Here is a 16,999-nt window from a genome sequence, read left to right on the forward strand (position 1 = left end):
AGGGCCTGACCTACCGGGCGGGTGGCCGGAGGGTCAGCTGCCCGGACGGTCGGGTGCGCCGGCGGGCGCGGTCAGCAGCCACGGCCCGTCCTCGGTGACGGCGACGGTGTGCTCCCAGTGCACGGCCCGTCCGCCGCTCGCGGTGACGACGGTCCAGCCGTCGTCCAGCTCCACGGTCTCCGGGTCCCCCGCGACGAGCATCGGCTCGACGGTCAGGGCCATCCCGGGCCGCAGCCGCGGGCCGCGGCCCGGCTCGCCGTGGTTGGGCAGGAACGGGTCCATGTGCATCGAGGTGCCGATGCCGTGCCCGCCGTACTCCGCGACGATGCCGTAGTCGGAGCGGTCCGCCTCCGCGGCGGCCCGGCACGCCTCCTGGATCGCGTACGAGACGTCGGTGAGGCGCGCCCCGTCCTGCACGGCGACGACGCCGGCGTCCATCGCGCCCCGGCACGCCGCGGACAGCGCCAGGTCGGCCGGCGAGACCTCGCCGACGGCGATGGTGACGGCCGAGTCGCCGTGCCAGCCGTCCAGGATCGCGCCGCAGTCGACCGACAGCAGGTCACCGTCGGCCAGCACCTGCCCCGCGGACGGGATGCCGTGGACGATCTGCTCGTTCACCGAGGCGCAGATGCTCCCCGGGAACCCGTGGTACCCGAGGAACGAGGGGACGCCGCCGCCGTCGCGGATGGTCTGCTCGGCCAGCGCGTCCAGCTCGGCGGTGCTCACCCCCGGCTTGGCGTGCTCGGTGACGGCGGCGAGCGTCGCAGCCACCAGTGCCCCCGACTCCCGCATCGCCTGCAGCTGACGCGGGGTCTTGAGCTCGATGTCCCGTCCCCGGTACCGGGCGATGGCGCCACGGAGGCCACCCCGACCGTTCATGCGTTCCCTCGGTTCCTCGCCGTGCCGGCCGGCACCGCCCGGTCGTCCCGGGCGGGGCCCGCTGCCGACGCCGGTCCGCTAGGCGCTGCGGTCGCGCAGCGCGGAGAAGACCCGCTCGGTGATCTCGTCGATCTCACCGACGGCGTCGATCGTGACCAGCTGGTCGCGGTAGTGGTCCAGCAGCGGCGCGGTCTCCTCGCGGTACACGCGCTGCCGGTTGCGGATGGTGTCCTCGTTGTCGTCACTGCGGCCACGGCCCAGCAGCCGCTGCACGACGACCTCGTCCTCGACGTCGAACTGGACGACGGCGTCGAGCTTCAGGCCCTTCTCGTCCAGGATCGCGCCGAGCGAGGCCGCCTGCGCGGTGTTCCGCGGGAACCCGTCGAGGATGAAGCCCTTCTCCGTGTCGGCGTCGCCGAGACGGTCCTTCACCATGCCCACGGTCACCTCGTCGGGGACGAGGTCCCCGGCGTCCATGTACCGCTTGGCCTCGCGGCCGAGCTCCGTCTCGTCGCGCAGGTTCGCGCGGAACAGATCGCCCGTCGAGATGTGCGGGACATCCAGCTTCTCGGCCATCTGCTCAGCCTGGGTCCCCTTGCCGGCACCGGGCGGTCCCACCAGAACGAGTCGCACGCGAACCCGACCTCCTGAAGTCTCTTGCTTGTCCACACCGGCGGCGTTACCGGCGCGCGGTGCCGCCGGCACCGAACCGGGGCCGGGGCCCCGACCGGGGTTCCCGTACGGCCACGTTCCGCCGGACTCTAACGCAGGAAACCCTCGTAGTTCCGCTGCATGAGCTGGCTCTCGATCTGCTTCAGGGTGTCGAGGCCCACCGTCACCATGATCAGCACGGCGGTACCACCGAACGGGAAGTTCTGGTTCTGGCCGGTCCCGGTGATGCCGAGGAAGAAGTTCGGCAGCACCGCGATGATGCCCAGGTACAGCGATCCCGGCAGCGTGATGCGGCTGAGCACGAAGTTCAGGTACTCGGCGGTGGGCCTGCCGGGCCGGATGCCCGGGATGAAGCCGCCGTACTTCTTCATGTCCTCGGCGCGCTCGTCGGGGTTGAACGTGATGCCGACGTAGAAGTACGTGAAGAAGATGATCAGTGCCATGTACAACACGATGTGCACGGGATTGGACTGATCGACGAGATAGGTCTGCACGAACTGCTGGAACCATCCGCCCTCGTGCCCGGCGAGCCGGGCGACCAGGTCGGGCAGGTACAGCAGCGAGCTACCGAAGATCACCGGCACGACGCCGGCCTGGTTCACCTTCAGCGGGAGGTACGTCGAGGTGCCGCCGTACATCCGGCGCCCGACCATCCGCTTGGCGTACTGGACCGGGATCCGCCGCTGGCCGTTCTCGATGAACACGACGCTCGCGATGATGGCGAGACCGAAGGCGCAGACACCGGCGAAGACCAGGCCGCCCGAGTTCTCCAGGATGAGCTGGCCCTCGGCGGGGATCCGGTGCGCGATCGAGGCGAAGATCAGCAGCGACATGCCGTTGCCGATGCCGCGCTCGGTGACCTGCTCGCCCAGCCACATCACCAGCGTCGTTCCGGCGACCATCGTGACGACGATGACGACCAGGGTGAAGACCGACGAGTCCGGGATGACCGGCAGCTGGCAGCCCTGGAAGAGCTGGCCCCGCTCGGCGAGCGCGACGAAGCCCGTCGCCTGCAGCACCGCGATACCGATCGTCAGGTAGCGGGTGTACTGCGTCAGCTTCGCCTGGCCGGACTGGCCTTCCTTCTTCAGCTGCTCGAACCGCGGGATCACGACCTGCAGCAGCTGCACGATGATGCTCGCGGTGATGTAGGGCATGATGCCCAGCGCGAAGATCGACAGCTGGAGCAACGCCCCGCCGGAGAACAGGTTGATCAGCGAGTAGACGCTCGCGTTGTCGCCGCCCTCGACCTGGCGGACGCACTCCTGGATGTTGGGGTAGGACACCCCCGGCGAGGGGATGTTCGCCCCGAGCCGGTACACCGCCACGATCGCCAGCGTGAAGAGGATCTTCTTGCGGAGATCCGGCGTGGTCAGGGCCGACCGGACTGCGCTGAGCACTCGGTGATCCTCCTACGACGTCGGCGGCCCGACACCGCCTGCGCCGGCCCCGGGACGGGGACGGCCGGTTGGAAGACGCGATCCGCGCCTTGCGGGGACACCCGGGCCGGCAGGTCCTGCACCGGCGGGGGCTGCGCGATGACACGCCTGTCCCGTTGCCTCGGACGCGTAGTCCGGAAGTGACTGTAACAGCGGCCCGGACACGCCTCGGCGCCGCCCACGAACCCGTCCCGCCTGGGCGGACGACGGGCACCGTGGACGGCGCCGTGGACGTGTCGGAGGCGGCGGTGCGGAGCCGATGGCTCCGCACCCCCGGCCGCCTGGCCTCGGGGCCGGGCCCCGTCCCGCGAGCTCGTCAGAGCTCGGAGACGGACCCACCCGCGGCCGAGATCTTCTCGCGCGCGGAGGCCGAGAACTTGTGGGCCTTCACCGTCAGGGTGACGCCCGACAGCTCGCCCTCGCCCAGCACCTTGACCGGCTGGTTCTTGCGAACCGCGCCCGACTCGGCCAGCTCGGCCGGTCCGACCTCGCCACCCTTCGGGAACAGGGCGGCCAGCTCGCCGACGTTCACGACCTGGTACTCGACCTTGAAGCGGTTCTTGAAGCCCTTGAGCTTCGGCAGCCGCATGTGCAGCGGCATCTGACCGCCCTCGAAGCGCGGCGACACCGTCTTGCGGGCCTTCGTGCCCTTGGTGCCGCGACCGGCGGTCTTGCCCTTCGAGCCCTCACCACGACCCACACGGGTCTTGGCCTGCTTCGAGCCCGGGGCCGGCCGCAGGTCGTGCAGCTTGATCACGTTCTGCTCGTCGCTCACGCCTGCACCTCCTCGACGGTCACGAGGTGGCGCACCACGTGGACGTACCCGCGGGTCTGCGGGTCGTCCGGGCGCTCCACCGACTGCCGGATCTTGCGCAGGCCCAGCGAACGCAGCGAGTCACGCTGGTTCTTCTTGGTCCCGATCCGGCTCTTCACCTGGGTGATCTTCAGAGTGGCCATGTCGCTCACACCCTCGCCGCGTCGGCCTCGGCCCGCCGACGCATCATGCTGTGCGGGGCGACGTCCTCGAGCGGCAGGCCACGGCGGGCCGCCACCTCCTCCGGACGCTGCACCGACTTCAGCGCGGCCACCGTGGCGTGCACGATATTGATCGCGTTGTCGGAGCCGAGCGACTTGGACAGGATGTCCGAGATGCCGGCGCACTCCAGCACCGCGCGGACCGGGCCACCGGCGATGACACCGGTACCCGGCGACGCCGGACGCAGGAGGACGACGCCGGCGGCGTCCTCACCCTGCACGCGGTGCACGATCGTGCCGCCGATGCGCGGGACGCGGAAGAAGTTCTTCTTCGCCTCCTCGACGCCCTTGGCGATCGCGGCCGGCACCTCCTTGGCCTTGCCGTAGCCGACGCCCACCAGGCCGTCGCCGTCGCCGACGATCATCAGCGCGGTGAAGCTGAACCGGCGGCCGCCCTTGACGACCTTGGCCACGCGGTTGATCGTGACCAGCCGCTCGATGTACGGGGTCTTGTCCTGGGCCGCCCCGCCACGGCCACCGTCCCGGCGGTCCCGGCTGTTGCGGTTGTCGTTGCTACCGCCGCCGGGCCCTCCGCCGTCACGCCGCGTACGTCCCGGCATCAGACGATCCCTTCAGTTCCGTGCATGGTCTGCGTCTTCATCAGAACTCCAGGCCCCCCTCGCGGGCGGCGTCGGCCAGAGCCGCGATCCGCCCGTGGTAAGCGAGGCCCCCACGGTCGAACACGACCGCGGAGACGCCGGCGGCCTTGGCCCGGGCTGCGATGAGCTCGCCGACCTTGGCCGCCTTGGCCTTCTTGTCGCCGTCCACCGTGCGCACCTCGACGTCCAGGCTGGACGCGTGCGCCAGGGTGTGCCCGGCGAGGTCGTCGATCAGCTGGACGGTGATGTGCCGCGAGGAGCGGTTGACCGCCAGACGCGGGCGGACCGGCGTACCGGAGATCTTCTTGCGGAGCCGGGCGTGCCGACGGATGCGCGAGTCGCGGCGCTTGCGCGCAACCTGGGACGCCATCCGCCGACGGGCGGCACCCGACACGGTCTCGTTCGTCTCGGCCATCACTTGCCCGTCTTTCCGACCTTGCGGCGGACCTGCTCGCCGGCGTACCGCACGCCCTTGCCCTTGTACGGGTCGGGACGGCGCAGCTTCCGGATGTTCGCGGCGGTTTCGCCGACCAGCTGCTTGTCGATGCCGGAGACCGAGAACCGGGTCGGCGACTCGACCGCGAAGGAGATGCCCTCCGCCGGCTCGATGACGACCGGGTGCGAGTAGCCCAGGGAGAACTCGAGGTTCGCGCCCTTGAGCTGCACCCGGTAACCCACGCCGTGGATCTCCAGCTTCTTCTCGTAGCCGGCGCTGACGCCGACGACGATGTTGTTCACGAGCGAGCGGGACAGGCCGTGGAAGGCCCGGGTCTCGCGCTCCTCGTCAGGACGCTGGACCAGCACCGCGCCGTCGTCGTCGCGCTCGACCGTGATCGGCTCGATGACGGTGTGCGACAGGGTGCCCTTGGGGCCCTTCGCGGTGACCGTGCGGCCGTCGATGGTGATCTCCACGCCGGACGGGACGGTGACGGGCAGCTTTCCGATGCGGGACATCGTTCGTTACCCCTTTCTCACCAGGCGTAGGCGAGGACTTCCCCGCCAACGCCGCTCCGGTAGGCCTGCTGGTCGGTCATCAGACCCCGCGAGGTCGAGATGATCGCCACGCCGAGGCCACCCAGGACCCGCGGCAGGTTCGTCGACTTCGCGTACACACGCAGACCGGGCTTGGAGACCCGGCGCAGGCCGGCGATGCTCCGCTCACGGTTGCGGCCGTACTTCAGCTCGACCACCAGGGACTTGCCGACCTCGGCGTCCTCGGTGTGGTGGGCCGCGATGTAGCCCTCCTTCTGCAGGATCTCCGCGATGGAGACCTTCAGCTTGGAGTGCGGCATCACGACGCGGTCGTGGTAGGCCGAGTTCGCGTTCCGCAGACGGGTCAGCATGTCTGCGATCGGATCGGTCATCGTCATGGTGTATGTCTCTTTCCCGCCGTGGTTCCTCGCGGCCCGGCGCGGTGCCCCCGTGGAGGGGCACCGCGCCGGCGCGGGCCTTCGGCGATCGGGTCGACCCGGGCCCCGCCGGTGCGGGGCCTGCGGATCACCAGCTGGACTTGCTCACACCCGGCAGCTCGCCGGCGTGGGCCATGTCGCGCAGGCACACGCGGCAGAGGCCGAACTTGCGGAAGACGGCACGCGGACGGCCGCACTTCTGGCAGCGGGTGTAACCCCGCACGCCGAACTTCGGCTTCGCGTTCGCCTTGTTGATGAGCGCCTTCTTCGCCATTCGCTCAGCTCTCCTTGAACGGGAAGCCCAGGTGGCGCAGCAGCGCCCGGCCTTCGGCGTTGGTGGTCGCGGTGGTCACGACCGTGATGTCCATGCCCCGCGGCCGGTCGATGGTGTCCGGGTCGATCTCGTGGAACATCGACTGCTCGTTCAGACCGAACGTGTAGTTCCCGCGACCGTCGAACTGGTCGCCGCTCAGGCCCCGGAAGTCCCGGATACGCGGCAGCGCGATGGTCAGCAGCCGGTCCAGGAACTCCCACATGCGGTCGTTGCGCAGGGTCACCTTCGCGCCGATGGGCATCCCCTCGCGCAGCTTGAACTGCGCGATCGACTTGGTCGCGCGGCGCAGCTGCGGCTTCTGACCGGTGATGGTGGCCAGGTCGCGCAGCGCGCCGTCGATCAGCTTGGAGTCCCGGGCGGCGTCGCCGACACCCATGTTCACCACGACCTTGGTCAGGCCGGGGATCTGCATGACGTTCGTGTAGCCGAACTCCTCGCGCAGGGAGCCGAGGATGTCGTCACGGTAACGCTGCTTGAGACGCGGGATCTCGGTGGTCGGAGCGGTCATCTCAGATCTCCTTCCCGTTGCGCTTGGAGATCCGGACCCGGCGGGTCGTGCCGTCCTCGTTCTCGACGACCTTCTTGCCGATCCGGGTCGGCTTGCCGTCCGAGTCGACGACCATCACGTTCGAGACGTGGATGGCCGCCTCCTGCGTGACGATCCCGCCGCTCTCGGCACCACGCTGGTTCTGGCTGATCCGGGTGTGCTTCTTGATCCGGTTCACGCCCTCGACCAGCACGCGCTCACGGTCCGGGTAGGCCGCGATGACCTTGCCCGTCGCGCCCTTGTCCTTGCCGGCGATCACCTGGACGGTGTCGCCCTTCTTCACCTTCATCTTCGCCTTCATGATCAGAGCACCTCCGGAGCGAGGGAGATGATCCTCATGAACTTGCGGTCGCGCAGCTCGCGCCCGACCGGGCCGAAGATACGGGTCCCTCGGGGTCCGTTGTCCGCCTTGATGAGGACGGCGGCGTTCTCGTCGAATCGGATGTAGCTGCCGTCGGGACGGCGCTTCTCCTTCTTGGTGCGCACGATGACCGCCTTGACGACGTCACCACGCTTGACACCTGCGCCGGGGATGGCTTCCTTGACCGTAGCGACGATGACGTCGCCGATCCCGGCGTAGCGCCGCGCGGAGCCGCCCAGCACCCGGATGCACAGGATCTCCTTGGCACCGGTGTTGTCGGCGACGCGCAGCCGCGACTCCTGCTGGATCACTGTGACTCCTACTTGGCCTTCTCGAGGATCTCCACCAGCCGCCAGCGCTTGGTCGCCGACAGCGGACGGGTCTCCATGAGGCGGACACGGTCACCGATGCCGGCCGTGTTGCCCTCGTCGTGCGCCTTGACCTTGCTGGTCCGGCGGATGACCTTGCTGTAACGCGGGTGCTTGACCCGGTCCTCCAGCGAGACGACCACGGTCTTGTCCATCTTGTCGGACACGACCAGGCCCTCGCGGACCTTGCGCTCGCCGCGCTGCCCCTCCGGCTTGACGTGCGCGGACTGCGGCTTGCTCGCCGCGGTCGCGTCGTCGGCCGGCGAGCGCACGTCGTCGCTCACGCCCTCGCTCATGCTGCGCCCTCACTCTCGATCGGCGCAGCGGAAAGGCCCAGCTCACGCTCGCGCATGACGGTGTAGACCCGCGCGATGTCGTGGCGGACGGCCCGCAGCCGCCGGTTGTTGTCCAGCTGCCCGGTGGCCATCTGGAAGCGGAGGTTGAACAGCTCCTCCTTGGCCTCCCGGACGCGCACGACCAGCTCCTCGTCGGAGAGCTCGCGCAGCTCGGCGGCCTTGGTGTTGCCAGCGCTCGCCATCAGATGTCACCACCCTCACGGGACACGATCCGGCACTTCATGGGCAGCTTGTGGATGGCCCGGCGAAGTGCCTCGTGGGCCGTCTCCTTGTTCGGGAAGGTCATCTCGAACAGCACCCGGCCGGGCTTCACGTTCGTGACCCACTTCTCCGGCGAACCCTTACCGGAGCCCATGCGGACCTCGGCGGGCTTCTTGGTCATCGGGATGTCCGGGAAGACGTTGATCCAGATCTTCCCGCCACGCCGGATGTGCCGGTTGATGGCGATACGTGCGGACTCGATCTGCCGGTTCGTCACGTAGGCCGGCTCCAGCGCCTGGATGCCCCAGTCACCGAAGGTGACCGCGGTACCGCCGCTGGCCATGCCCTTGCGCTTGGGCCGGTGCTGCTTGCGGTGCTTGACCTTGCGTGGGATCAGCATCTGTCAGCTCTCCCCACCGTTGCTCTGGTTCTCACCGGAGGCCGGCGCCTCGGCGGTCGCCGTGGAGGCGCCGCCCTGGCCGCCGCTCTGCGCGGCACGCCCGGCCTCGGTGCTGGTCGCGGTCGTGCCCGAGGCACCCGAGCGACGACGGGCCGGACGCTCGCGGCGCGGACCGCGCCCCGGCGCCTCGGCGGCGGGCGCGCCCTCACGGCGGCCACCGACGACGTCACCCTTGTAGATCCAGACCTTCACGCCGATCCGGCCGAAGGAGGTCCGGGCCTCGAACAGGCCGTAGTCGATGTCCGCGCGCAGCGTGTGCAGCGGGACCCGACCCTCGCGGTAGAACTCCGACCGCGACATCTCGGCGCCGCCGAGCCGGCCGGAGCACTGGACCCGGATGCCCTTGACCTGCGGGCTGCGCATGGCCGACTGGATGGCCTTGCGCATCGCACGCCGGAAGGCGACACGGTTCGACAGCTGCTCCGCCACGCCCTGCGCGACGAGCTGTGCGTCGGACTCCGAGGCCTTGACCTCGAGGATGTTCAGCTGGACCTGCTTCTTGGTCAGCTTCTCCAGGTTGCCCCGGATGCGGTCGGCCTCGGCGCCGCGGCGGCCGATCACGATGCCCGGACGGGCGGTGTGGATGTCCACCCGCACGCGGTCCCGGGTCCGCTCGATCTCGACCTTGGAGATGCCGGCCCGCTCCATGCCCTTGGAGAGCATCTTGCGGATCTCGACGTCCTCCTTCACGTACTCCGAGTACTGCTTGTCCGCGTACCAGCGCGACTTCCAGTCCGTGGTGATGCCCAGGCGGAAGCCGTGCGGGTTGATCTTCTGCCCCATCAGCGGGCCCTCCCCTTCGCACCACGACGGCCGGCCTTCGCGGGGACCGACTCGACCTCGATGGTGATGTGGCTCGTCCGCTTGCGGATCCGGTAGGCGCGCCCCTGGGCACGCGGACGGATGCGCTTCAGCGTCGGGCCCTCGTCGACCATCGCCACGGCCACCACGAGGGTGTCCGGGTCCAGGTCCAGGTTGTTCTCCGCGTTGGCCGCGGCGCTGGCCACGACCTTCGCCACGGGCTCCGCAGCCGACTGCGGCGAGAACCGCAGGATCGCGAGCGCCTCGGACACCGGCAGGCCGCGGACCAGGTCCACGACGCGGCGGGTCTTCATCGGCGAGCTACGGACGAACCGTGCCACGGCACGCGCACGAGTCGGCTCGAGCACGGCGCCGGTGGTCTCGGCAGTGTCTGCCATTTCCTCCACCTCTCCTTGTCGCTACTCGGACCGGCTTCTAGCGCCGACGTGCCTTGCGGTCGTCCTTGATGTGACCCCGGAAGGTCCGCGTGGGGGCGAACTCCCCCAGCTTGTGCCCGACCATCGAGTCGGACACGAACACCGGGACGTGCTTGCGGCCGTCGTGCACGGCGATCGTGTGACCGATCATGTCCGGGATGACGGTGGACCGTCGGGACCACGTGCGGATGACGGTCTTCTTGCCGGACTCGTTGAGGGCGTCCACCTTCTTGAGCAGGTGGTCGTCCACGAAGGGGCCCTTCTTCAGGCTGCGCGGCATCTTTACCTCCCTGCTCAGCGCTTCTTGCCGGTACGGCGCCGGCGGACGATCAACTTGTCGGAGGGCTTGTTGCGACGGGTGCGGCCCTCGGGGGTACCGGCCGGGTTGACCGGGTGCCGGCCACCGGAGGTCTTGCCCTCACCACCACCGTGCGGGTGGTCCACCGGGTTCATGACGACACCACGGACGGTCGGGCGCTTGCCCTTCCACCGCATGCGGCCGGCCTTGCCCCAGTTGATGTTGGCGTGCTCCGAGTTGCCGACCTCGCCGACGGTCGCGCGGCAGCGCACGTCGACGTTCCGGATCTCGCCGGAGGGCATCCGCAGCTGCGCGTAGGGCCCGTCCTTGGCGACCAGCTGGACGCCGGCACCGGCCGAGCGCGCGATCTTCGCGCCGCCACCGGGGCGGAGCTCGATCGCGTGTACCACGGTGCCCGTCGGGATGTTGCGCAGCGGCAGGTTGTTGCCCACCTTGATGTCGGCCCGGGGGCCGTTCTCGATCGGGTCGCCCTGCTTCAGGCGGGCCGGGGCGATGATGTAGCGCTTCTCCCCGTCCGCGTAGTGCAGCAGCGCGATCCGCGAGGTGCGGTTCGGGTCGTACTCGATGTGAGCGACCTTCGCCGGGATCCCGTCCTTGTCGTTGCGACGGAAGTCGATCAGGCGGTAGGCCCGCTTGTGGCCGCCACCCTGGTGCCGGGTGGTGATCCGGCCGTGGGCGTTGCGGCCGCCCTTGTTGTGCAGCGGACGCAGCAGCGACTTCTCCGGGTGGTCCCGGGTGATCTCGGCGAAGTCCGAGACACTGGAGCCGCGGCGACCGGAGGTCGTCGGCTTGTACTTACGAATGGCCATGGGTCTGCTCGCTCCCTCAGCTCGCCTGGCCACCGAACACGTCGATCGCCTTGCTCTCCTCGGAGAGCGTGACGATCGCGCGCTTGGTGTCCTTGCGCTTGCCGTAGCCGGTGCGGGAGCGCTTGCGCTTGCCCGGGCGGTTCAGCGTGTTCACGCTGGTCACCTTGACCCCGAACACCTTCTCCACGGCGATCTTGATCTGGGTCTTGTTCGCGTCGGGTGCCACGACGAAGGTGTACTGGCGCTCGTCGAGCAGCCCGTAGCTCTTCTCCGAGACGACCGGCGCGAGCAACACGTCCCGCGGGTCCGTGATCACTTCTCGCCCTCCTCAGCGGCAGCCCGGCGGCTCGCGGCCTTCGGCGTGGCGATGGGGCCGGACAGGAAATCGTCCAGCGCCGTCTGCGTGAACACGACGACGTCGTTGACGAGCACGTCGTGGGTGTTCAGCTGGTCCGGCGCGATCATGTGGACCTGTGGCAGGTTGCGCAGGCTCAGCAGCGCGGTCTCCGCCGTCCGCTCGACGACGACGAGCACGCGGCTCGCACCGGCCTCCGGCAGCAGGACCTCGAGGGTCTTGCGGGCGGCCTTGGTCGACAGGGTGTCACCCTCGACCAGAGCGGACACGACGTGGACGCGGCCGGCGCGGGCCCGGTCCGAGAGGGCACCGCGCAGGGCGGCGGCCTTCATCTTCTTCGGGGTCCGCTGCGAGTAGTCCCGCGGCGTCGGGCCGTGCACGGTGCCACCACCGGCGAACTGCGGCGCGCGGACCGAACCCTGACGGGCGCGGCCGGTGCCCTTCTGCCGGTACGGCTTCTTGCCACCACCGCGGACCTCGCCGCGGGTCTTGGTGTCGTGCGAGCCCTGGCGCGCCGCGTTCAGCTGCGCGGTCACGACCTGGTGCATGAGGGCGATGTTCGCCGTCACGTCGAAGACGTGGTCGGGCAGCTCGACGCTGCCACCTGCGGCGCCCTCCGGCGTCTTGATCTGAACGGTGCTCACTTGCCATCACCCTTCGCGGGGGTCTTCACCACGACGAGGCCACCACGGGCACCGGGGACCGCGCCCTTGATGAGCAGCAGGCCGCGCTCGGCGTCCACGCGGTGAACCTTGAGGTTCTGCGTGGTCTGGCGCTCGGAGCCCATCCGGCCGGCCATCCGCACGCCCTTGAACACGCGGCCCGGGGTGGCGCAGCCGCCGATCGAGCCCGGCGAGCGGTGCTTGCGCTGGGTGCCGTGCGAGGCGCCCAGGCCGGCGAAGCCGTGACGCTTCATGACACCGGCGAAGCCCTTGCCCTTGGTCACTCCGACCACGTCGACCTCGGCGATCTCCGCGAAGGCCTCCGCGGTGATCTCCTGGCCCGGCGTGTAGTCGGCCGCGTCGGCGGTGCGGAGCTCGAGGAGGTGGCGACGGGGGGTGACGCCGGCCTTGGCGAAGTGGCCGGTCTCCGGCTTGTTCACCTTGCGCGGGTCGATGGCCCCGTAGGCCAGCTGGACGGCGGTGTAGCCGTCGGACTCCTCCGAGCGCACCTGGGTCACGACGTTCGGCCCGACCTGGACCACCGTGACCGGCACGACGCGGTTGTTGTCGTCGAACACCTGGGTCATCCCGAGCTTGGTGCCCAGGACCCCGGTGATGTTCCTGGCCTGCTTCGTGGCGGCCGTCTTCTTGTTCACTGCAGTCATCGTCGCCCCCACGCCTACTGGATGTTGACGTCGACGCTCGCCGGGAGGTCGATGCGCATGAGCGCGTCGACCGTCTTCGGCGTCGGGTCGAGAATGTCGATCAGCCGCTTGTGCGTGCGCATCTCGAAGTGCTCGCGCGAGTCCTTGTACTTGTGCGGCGAGCGGATGACGCAGTACACGTTCTTCTCGGTAGGCAGCGGCACGGGGCCGACGACCCGGGCACCGGTGCGCGTCACGGTCTCCACGATCTTGCGAGCAGACGCGTCGATTGCCTCGTGGTCATAGGCCTTGAGCCTGATGCGGATCTTCTGTCCCGCCATGGTCGTCGGTCGTCCTCTTCTTCCTGCCGCGGGGGTGTCGCGGTTCTGCCCCGTAAGAACTCGCGCCGTGCTGCCACCGGGGGATCCCCGGGACGCGGCCGGCTGCGGCCCGTGCTCTGTTCAGGTCTGTCGGCCCGGAGCGGCTCCAGTCGCCTGGAACCGGCTTCCTGCCGGGGCTCTCCGGTCCACGCGGTCGGGCGTGTCGCACCCGACCCTCATGGTTCTACCCGGGTCACCGCGTCCCACCCCCTGTGGGGCGGGCATGTCGTTGGATCTCCCCGATCCCGCTGCCCGACACCGGCTGACCGGGACGGGAACGACGAACTCGGGGCTCACAACGAACATGGCGCGTGGAGCGCGACTCCTGAACTACCGGAGGACCGGGCACAGAGGCGGCGCTTCCACGCGCCATGCTCATCGTGCAACCCGTCAAGGATGACACACCGCTGTGCGGCACCCTCGACCGGGGGGTGGGTAGCGGGGCTGCTCACCTCGGAGCAGCCCCGCGACCTCACGCGTTGATCTTGGTGACCTGACCGGCGCCCACGGTACGACCACCCTCACGGATGGCGAACTGCAGGCCCTCCTCCATGGCGATCGGCTGGATCAGCTGAACGCTCATGGTGGTGTTGTCACCCGGCATGACCATCTCGGTGCCCTGCGGGAGGGTCACCACACCGGTCACGTCGGTCGTCCGGAAGTAGAACTGCGGACGGTAGTTGTTGAAGAACGGGGTGTGACGGCCGCCCTCGTCCTTGCCCAGGATGTAGACCTGGCCCTCGAACTCGGTGTGCGGGGTGATCGAACCCGGCTTCACGACGACCTGGCCGCGCTCGACGTCCTCGCGCTTGATGCCGCGGAGCAGCAGACCGACGTTCTCGCCGGCACGCCCCTCGTCGAGGATCTTCCGGAACATCTCGACACCGGTGACGGTGGTCGAGGTCTTGTTCGGGCGGATCCCGACGATGTCGACGGTCTCGTTGACCTTCACGATGCCCCGCTCGACACGGCCGGTGACGACCGTGCCGCGACCGGTGATCGTGAAGACGTCCTCGACCGGCATGAGGAACGGCTTCTCGATGTCGCGCTCGGGCTCCGGGATCGCCTCGTCGACGGCGTCCATCAGCTCGACGATCGCGTTGGCCCACTGCTCGTCGCCCTCGAGGGCCTTGAGCGCCGAGACGCGGACGATCGGGAGGTCGTCTCCCGGGTAGTCCTGGTCCGAGAGGAGCTCACGGACCTCCATCTCGACGAGCTCCATGATCTCCTCGTCGTCGACCATGTCCGCCTTGTTCAGGGCGACGACGATGTACGGCACGCCGACCTGACGCGCGAGCAGCACGTGCTCACGGGTCTGGGGCATCGGGCCGTCGGTCGCGGCGACCACCAGGATCGCCCCGTCCATCTGGGCGGCACCGGTGATCATGTTCTTCACGTAGTCGGCGTGCCCGGGGCAGTCGACGTGCGCGTAGTGCCGCTTCTCGGTCTGGTACTCGACGTGCGCGATGGAGATCGTGATACCGCGCTGGCGCTCTTCCGGCGCCTTGTCGATCATGTCGAACGCCGAAGCCTCGTTGAGGTTCGGGTACTTGTCGTGCAGAACCTTGGTGATGGCCGCCGTCAGCGTGGTCTTGCCGTGGTCGATGTGACCGATGGTGCCGATGTTGACGTGCGGCTTGGTCCGCTCGAACTTCGCCTTCGCCACTGCTGGGTCCTCCTGGACTCTTGTCTTCTTCTCCGCCGTGCTGACGGCAGGTCTGTGGGTGTGAGGTGCGGGCCGCGGACCTTACAGATCCGCGGACCGCTCCCTCCGAGCAGGTCGGACTGGGTACCGACCGGCCCTCGTTGCGAGACTTACTCGCCCGTCGCCTTCGCGATGATCTCCTTGGCCACGTTCGCCGGAACCTCGGCGTACGAGTCGAAGACCATCGTGTAGTTCGCCCGGCCCTGGGTCCGCGACCGGAGGTCACCGACGTAGCCGAACATCTCGGACAGCGGCACGAGCGCCTTGACGACGCGGGCGCCGGCCCGCTCCTCCATGGCCTGGACCTGGCCACGACGGGAGTTCAGGTCGCCGATGACGTCACCCATGTAGTCCTCGGGGGTGGTGACCTCGACGGCCATCATCGGCTCGAGGATGGCGGGGCTCGCCTTGCGGGCCGCCTCCTTGAACACCATCGAACCGGCGACCTTGAAGGCCATCTCCGAGGAGTCGACCTCGTGGTACTGCCCGTCCAGCAGGGTGCACTTCACGCCGACCACGGGGTAGCCGGCCTGGATGCCGTACTGCATGGCGTCCTGGACACCGGCGTCCACCGACGGGATGTACTCCCGCGGGATGCGGCCACCGGTGACCTTGTTCTCGAACTCGTACAGCGCACCGTCGCCGCCGGTGAGCGGCTCCAGGTTGATGATGACGCGGGCGAACTGCCCCGAGCCACCGGTCTGCTTCTTGTGCGTGTACTCGTACTTCGTGACCGGCTGCCGGATGGTCTCCCGGTAGGCGACCTGCGGCTTGCCGATGTTGGCCTCGACCTTGAAGTCGGACTTCATCCGGTTGACGAGCACCTCGAGGTGGAGCTCGCCCATGCCGGCGATGATGGTCTGGCCGGTCTCGTCGTCCAGGGAGACCTGGAACGTCGGGTCCTCCTCGGCGAGCTTCTGGATCGCCGTGGAGAGCTTCTCCTGGTCGGCCTTCGACTTCGGCTCGACGGCCACCTGGATGACCGGGTCCGGGAAGGTCATCGACTCGAGGACGATCGGGTTCTGCGAGTCGCAGAGCGTGTCGCCGGTGGTCGTGTCCTTCAGACCGATGACCGCGTAGATGTGCCCGGCGACGGCCTCGTCGACCGGGTTCTCCTTGTTGGAGTGCATCTGGAAGAGCTTCCCGATGCGCTCCTTGCGGTCCTTCGTCGAGTTGATGATCTGCGCGCCCGACGCGACCCGGCCCGAGTACACCCGGACGTAGGTCAGCTTGCCGAAGAACGGGTGGGCGGCGATCTTGAAGGCCAGCGCCGAGAACGGCTCGTCCTTCGACGGCTTGCGGCTCGCCGGGGTCTCACCGTCGGTGAGGAAGCCCTCGACCGGCGGCACGTCGTACGGCGACGGCAGGTAGTCGATCACCGCGTCCAGCATCGGCTGGACACCCTTGTTCTTGAAGGCGGACCCGCACAGGACCGGGTAGGCGGCGCGGTCGGTGACCAGCTTCCGGATACCGGTCTTGATCTGCGCGACCGAGATCTCCTCGCCGCCGAAGTAGGCCTCCATCAGGGCGTCGTCGGTCTCGGCGACGGCCTCGATGAGCGCGGTCCGGTACTCCTCGGCCCGCTCCTTGAGCTCGGCCGGGATCTCCTCGATGGCGTAGTCCTCGCCCTTCTTGGGCTCGCCACGCCAGGTCAGCGCCCGCATCTCGACCAGGTCGACGACACCGATGAAGTCCGACTCCGACCCGATCGGCAGCTGCAGGGGCAGCGGCGTCGCGTTCAGCCGGTCCTTGATCGTCTGGACGGTGAAGTAGAAGTCCGCGCCCAGCTTGTCCATCTTGTTGACGAAGCAGATGCGGGGGACGTCGTACTTGGTGGCCTGCCGCCAGACCTGCTCGGACTGCGGCTCGACCCCCTCCTTGCCGTCGAAGACCGCCACCGCGCCGTCGAGCACCCGCAGGGACCGCTCCACCTCCACGGTGAAGTCGACGTGCCCGGGGGTGTCGATGATGTTGATCTGGTGGTCGTTCCAGAAGCAGGTCGTCGCGGCCGACGTGATCGTGATGCCGCGCTTCTGCTCCTCCTCCATCCAGTCCATGGTGGCGGCGCCGTCGTGCACCTCACCGAGCTTGTAGTTGATCCCGGTGTAGTACAGGATCCGCTCGGTCGTGGTGGTCTTACCGGCGTCGATGTGGGCCATGATGCCGATGTTGCGGACCTTCGTGAGGTCCGTCAGCACGTCCTGTGCTGCCACTGCTCAGCTCTCCC

Annotated in this window: 26 protein-coding genes; all 26 read right to left on the reverse strand. The window is 68.9% G+C overall.

The features are described 5' to 3' along the window. Positions 1 to 33 precede the first annotated feature (33 nt). The gene (map, locus tag Ae150APs1_RS12040; RefSeq protein WP_075297568.1) at positions 34 to 879 is read right to left on the reverse strand and encodes a type I methionyl aminopeptidase; all 846 of its coding nucleotides are present in this window, start codon (positions 877 to 879) and stop codon (positions 34 to 36) included. Between the two features lie 78 nt (positions 880 to 957). Continuing rightward, positions 958 to 1,512, reverse strand: a complete 555-nt coding sequence (locus Ae150APs1_RS12045) for an adenylate kinase (protein WP_010228502.1) — start codon at positions 1,510 to 1,512, stop codon at positions 958 to 960. Between the two features lie 128 nt (positions 1,513 to 1,640). After that, positions 1,641 to 2,951 (reverse strand): preprotein translocase subunit SecY, encoded by a 1,311-nt coding sequence (gene secY, locus Ae150APs1_RS12050; protein WP_075297570.1) that lies wholly within the window; start codon positions 2,949 to 2,951, stop codon positions 1,641 to 1,643. 355 nt (positions 2,952 to 3,306) lie between these two features. Continuing rightward, the gene (gene rplO, locus Ae150APs1_RS12055; RefSeq protein ID WP_249266312.1) at positions 3,307 to 3,765 is read right to left on the reverse strand and encodes a 50S ribosomal protein L15; all 459 of its coding nucleotides are present in this window, start codon (positions 3,763 to 3,765) and stop codon (positions 3,307 to 3,309) included. After that, complete coding sequence (rpmD, locus tag Ae150APs1_RS12060) at positions 3,762 to 3,947, reverse strand: 50S ribosomal protein L30 (protein WP_010228496.1); 186 nt, start codon at positions 3,945 to 3,947, stop codon at positions 3,762 to 3,764. The genes rplO and rpmD overlap by 4 nt, the downstream gene beginning before the upstream one ends. A 5-nt stretch (positions 3,948 to 3,952) precedes the next feature. Further along, positions 3,953 to 4,585 carry a 30S ribosomal protein S5 gene (gene rpsE, locus Ae150APs1_RS12065; protein WP_010228493.1) on the reverse strand — a complete coding sequence of 211 codons (633 nt, stop codon included), beginning with the start codon at positions 4,583 to 4,585 and terminating at the stop codon, positions 3,953 to 3,955. Positions 4,586 to 4,625: 40 nt separating this feature from the next. After that, entirely contained in the window at positions 4,626 to 5,039 is a 414-nt protein-coding gene (gene rplR, locus Ae150APs1_RS12070; RefSeq protein WP_010228491.1) for a 50S ribosomal protein L18, read from the reverse strand. After that, positions 5,039 to 5,578, reverse strand: coding sequence for a 50S ribosomal protein L6 (gene rplF / locus Ae150APs1_RS12075; protein ID WP_010228489.1), 540 nt, complete (start codon positions 5,576 to 5,578; stop codon positions 5,039 to 5,041). Before rplF ends, rplR begins: the two co-directional genes overlap by 1 nt. Positions 5,579 to 5,595: 17 nt before the next feature. Continuing rightward, the gene (gene rpsH / locus Ae150APs1_RS12080; protein WP_010228487.1) at positions 5,596 to 5,994 is read right to left on the reverse strand and encodes a 30S ribosomal protein S8; all 399 of its coding nucleotides are present in this window, start codon (positions 5,992 to 5,994) and stop codon (positions 5,596 to 5,598) included. A 127-nt stretch (positions 5,995 to 6,121) separates the two neighbouring features. Then, a complete protein-coding gene (locus tag Ae150APs1_RS12085) occupies positions 6,122 to 6,307 on the reverse strand; it encodes a type Z 30S ribosomal protein S14 (RefSeq protein ID WP_010228486.1) in 186 nt (61 codons plus the stop codon). A gap of 4 nt (positions 6,308 to 6,311) precedes the next feature. Then, positions 6,312 to 6,875, reverse strand: coding sequence for a 50S ribosomal protein L5 (gene rplE, locus Ae150APs1_RS12090; RefSeq protein ID WP_010228484.1), 564 nt, complete (start codon positions 6,873 to 6,875; stop codon positions 6,312 to 6,314). Between the two features lies 1 nt (position 6,876). Beyond that, on the reverse strand, positions 6,877 to 7,203 hold the full coding sequence (rplX, locus tag Ae150APs1_RS12095) for a 50S ribosomal protein L24 (RefSeq protein ID WP_010228482.1): 327 nt from the start codon (positions 7,201 to 7,203) through the stop codon (positions 6,877 to 6,879). A gap of 14 nt (positions 7,204 to 7,217) precedes the next feature. Beyond that, positions 7,218 to 7,586 carry a 50S ribosomal protein L14 gene (rplN, locus tag Ae150APs1_RS12100; protein WP_010228481.1) on the reverse strand — a complete coding sequence of 123 codons (369 nt, stop codon included), beginning with the start codon at positions 7,584 to 7,586 and terminating at the stop codon, positions 7,218 to 7,220. Between the two features lie 8 nt (positions 7,587 to 7,594). Continuing rightward, complete coding sequence (rpsQ, locus tag Ae150APs1_RS32750) at positions 7,595 to 7,939, reverse strand: 30S ribosomal protein S17 (protein ID WP_082398774.1); 345 nt, start codon at positions 7,937 to 7,939, stop codon at positions 7,595 to 7,597. Further along, positions 7,936 to 8,181: a 50S ribosomal protein L29 gene (rpmC, locus tag Ae150APs1_RS12110; protein ID WP_010228477.1), complete on the reverse strand. Its 246-nt coding sequence runs from the start codon at positions 8,179 to 8,181 to the stop codon at positions 7,936 to 7,938. Before rpmC ends, rpsQ begins: the two co-directional genes overlap by 4 nt. Further along, positions 8,181 to 8,600 carry a 50S ribosomal protein L16 gene (gene rplP / locus Ae150APs1_RS12115; protein ID WP_010228475.1) on the reverse strand — a complete coding sequence of 140 codons (420 nt, stop codon included), beginning with the start codon at positions 8,598 to 8,600 and terminating at the stop codon, positions 8,181 to 8,183. Before rplP ends, rpmC begins: the two co-directional genes overlap by 1 nt. A 3-nt stretch (positions 8,601 to 8,603) precedes the next feature. Continuing rightward, positions 8,604 to 9,443, reverse strand: a complete 840-nt coding sequence (gene rpsC / locus Ae150APs1_RS12120) for a 30S ribosomal protein S3 (protein WP_075297572.1) — start codon at positions 9,441 to 9,443, stop codon at positions 8,604 to 8,606. Further along, a complete protein-coding gene (rplV, locus tag Ae150APs1_RS12125) occupies positions 9,443 to 9,859 on the reverse strand; it encodes a 50S ribosomal protein L22 (protein WP_010232347.1) in 417 nt (138 codons plus the stop codon). Before rplV ends, rpsC begins: the two co-directional genes overlap by 1 nt. A 37-nt stretch (positions 9,860 to 9,896) precedes the next feature. Further along, positions 9,897 to 10,178, reverse strand: coding sequence for a 30S ribosomal protein S19 (rpsS, locus tag Ae150APs1_RS12130; protein ID WP_010232348.1), 282 nt, complete (start codon positions 10,176 to 10,178; stop codon positions 9,897 to 9,899). A gap of 14 nt (positions 10,179 to 10,192) precedes the next feature. Next, positions 10,193 to 11,026, reverse strand: a complete 834-nt coding sequence (rplB, locus tag Ae150APs1_RS12135; RefSeq protein WP_010232349.1) for a 50S ribosomal protein L2 — start codon at positions 11,024 to 11,026, stop codon at positions 10,193 to 10,195. Between the two features lie 16 nt (positions 11,027 to 11,042). Next, entirely contained in the window at positions 11,043 to 11,342 is a 300-nt protein-coding gene (gene rplW / locus Ae150APs1_RS12140) for a 50S ribosomal protein L23 (protein WP_010232350.1), read from the reverse strand. Beyond that, complete coding sequence (gene rplD / locus Ae150APs1_RS12145; RefSeq protein ID WP_075297574.1) at positions 11,339 to 12,025, reverse strand: 50S ribosomal protein L4; 687 nt, start codon at positions 12,023 to 12,025, stop codon at positions 11,339 to 11,341. Before rplD ends, rplW begins: the two co-directional genes overlap by 4 nt. Next, positions 12,022 to 12,699 carry a 50S ribosomal protein L3 gene (rplC, locus tag Ae150APs1_RS12150; RefSeq protein ID WP_010232353.1) on the reverse strand — a complete coding sequence of 226 codons (678 nt, stop codon included), beginning with the start codon at positions 12,697 to 12,699 and terminating at the stop codon, positions 12,022 to 12,024. Before rplC ends, rplD begins: the two co-directional genes overlap by 4 nt. Before the next feature lie 23 nt (positions 12,700 to 12,722). Further along, positions 12,723 to 13,028, reverse strand: coding sequence for a 30S ribosomal protein S10 (gene rpsJ / locus Ae150APs1_RS12155; RefSeq protein ID WP_003938093.1), 306 nt, complete (start codon positions 13,026 to 13,028; stop codon positions 12,723 to 12,725). A gap of 511 nt (positions 13,029 to 13,539) precedes the next feature. Next, positions 13,540 to 14,733, reverse strand: a complete 1,194-nt coding sequence (gene tuf / locus Ae150APs1_RS12160; protein WP_010232372.1) for an elongation factor Tu — start codon at positions 14,731 to 14,733, stop codon at positions 13,540 to 13,542. A gap of 149 nt (positions 14,734 to 14,882) precedes the next feature. After that, positions 14,883 to 16,985: an elongation factor G gene (fusA, locus tag Ae150APs1_RS12165; RefSeq protein WP_010232374.1), complete on the reverse strand. Its 2,103-nt coding sequence runs from the start codon at positions 16,983 to 16,985 to the stop codon at positions 14,883 to 14,885. Between the last annotated feature and the right edge of the window lie 14 nt (positions 16,986 to 16,999).

This window comes from Pseudonocardia sp. Ae150A_Ps1, assembly GCF_001932315.1.
In the GTDB taxonomy this organism is placed as follows: domain Bacteria; phylum Actinomycetota; class Actinomycetes; order Mycobacteriales; family Pseudonocardiaceae; genus Pseudonocardia.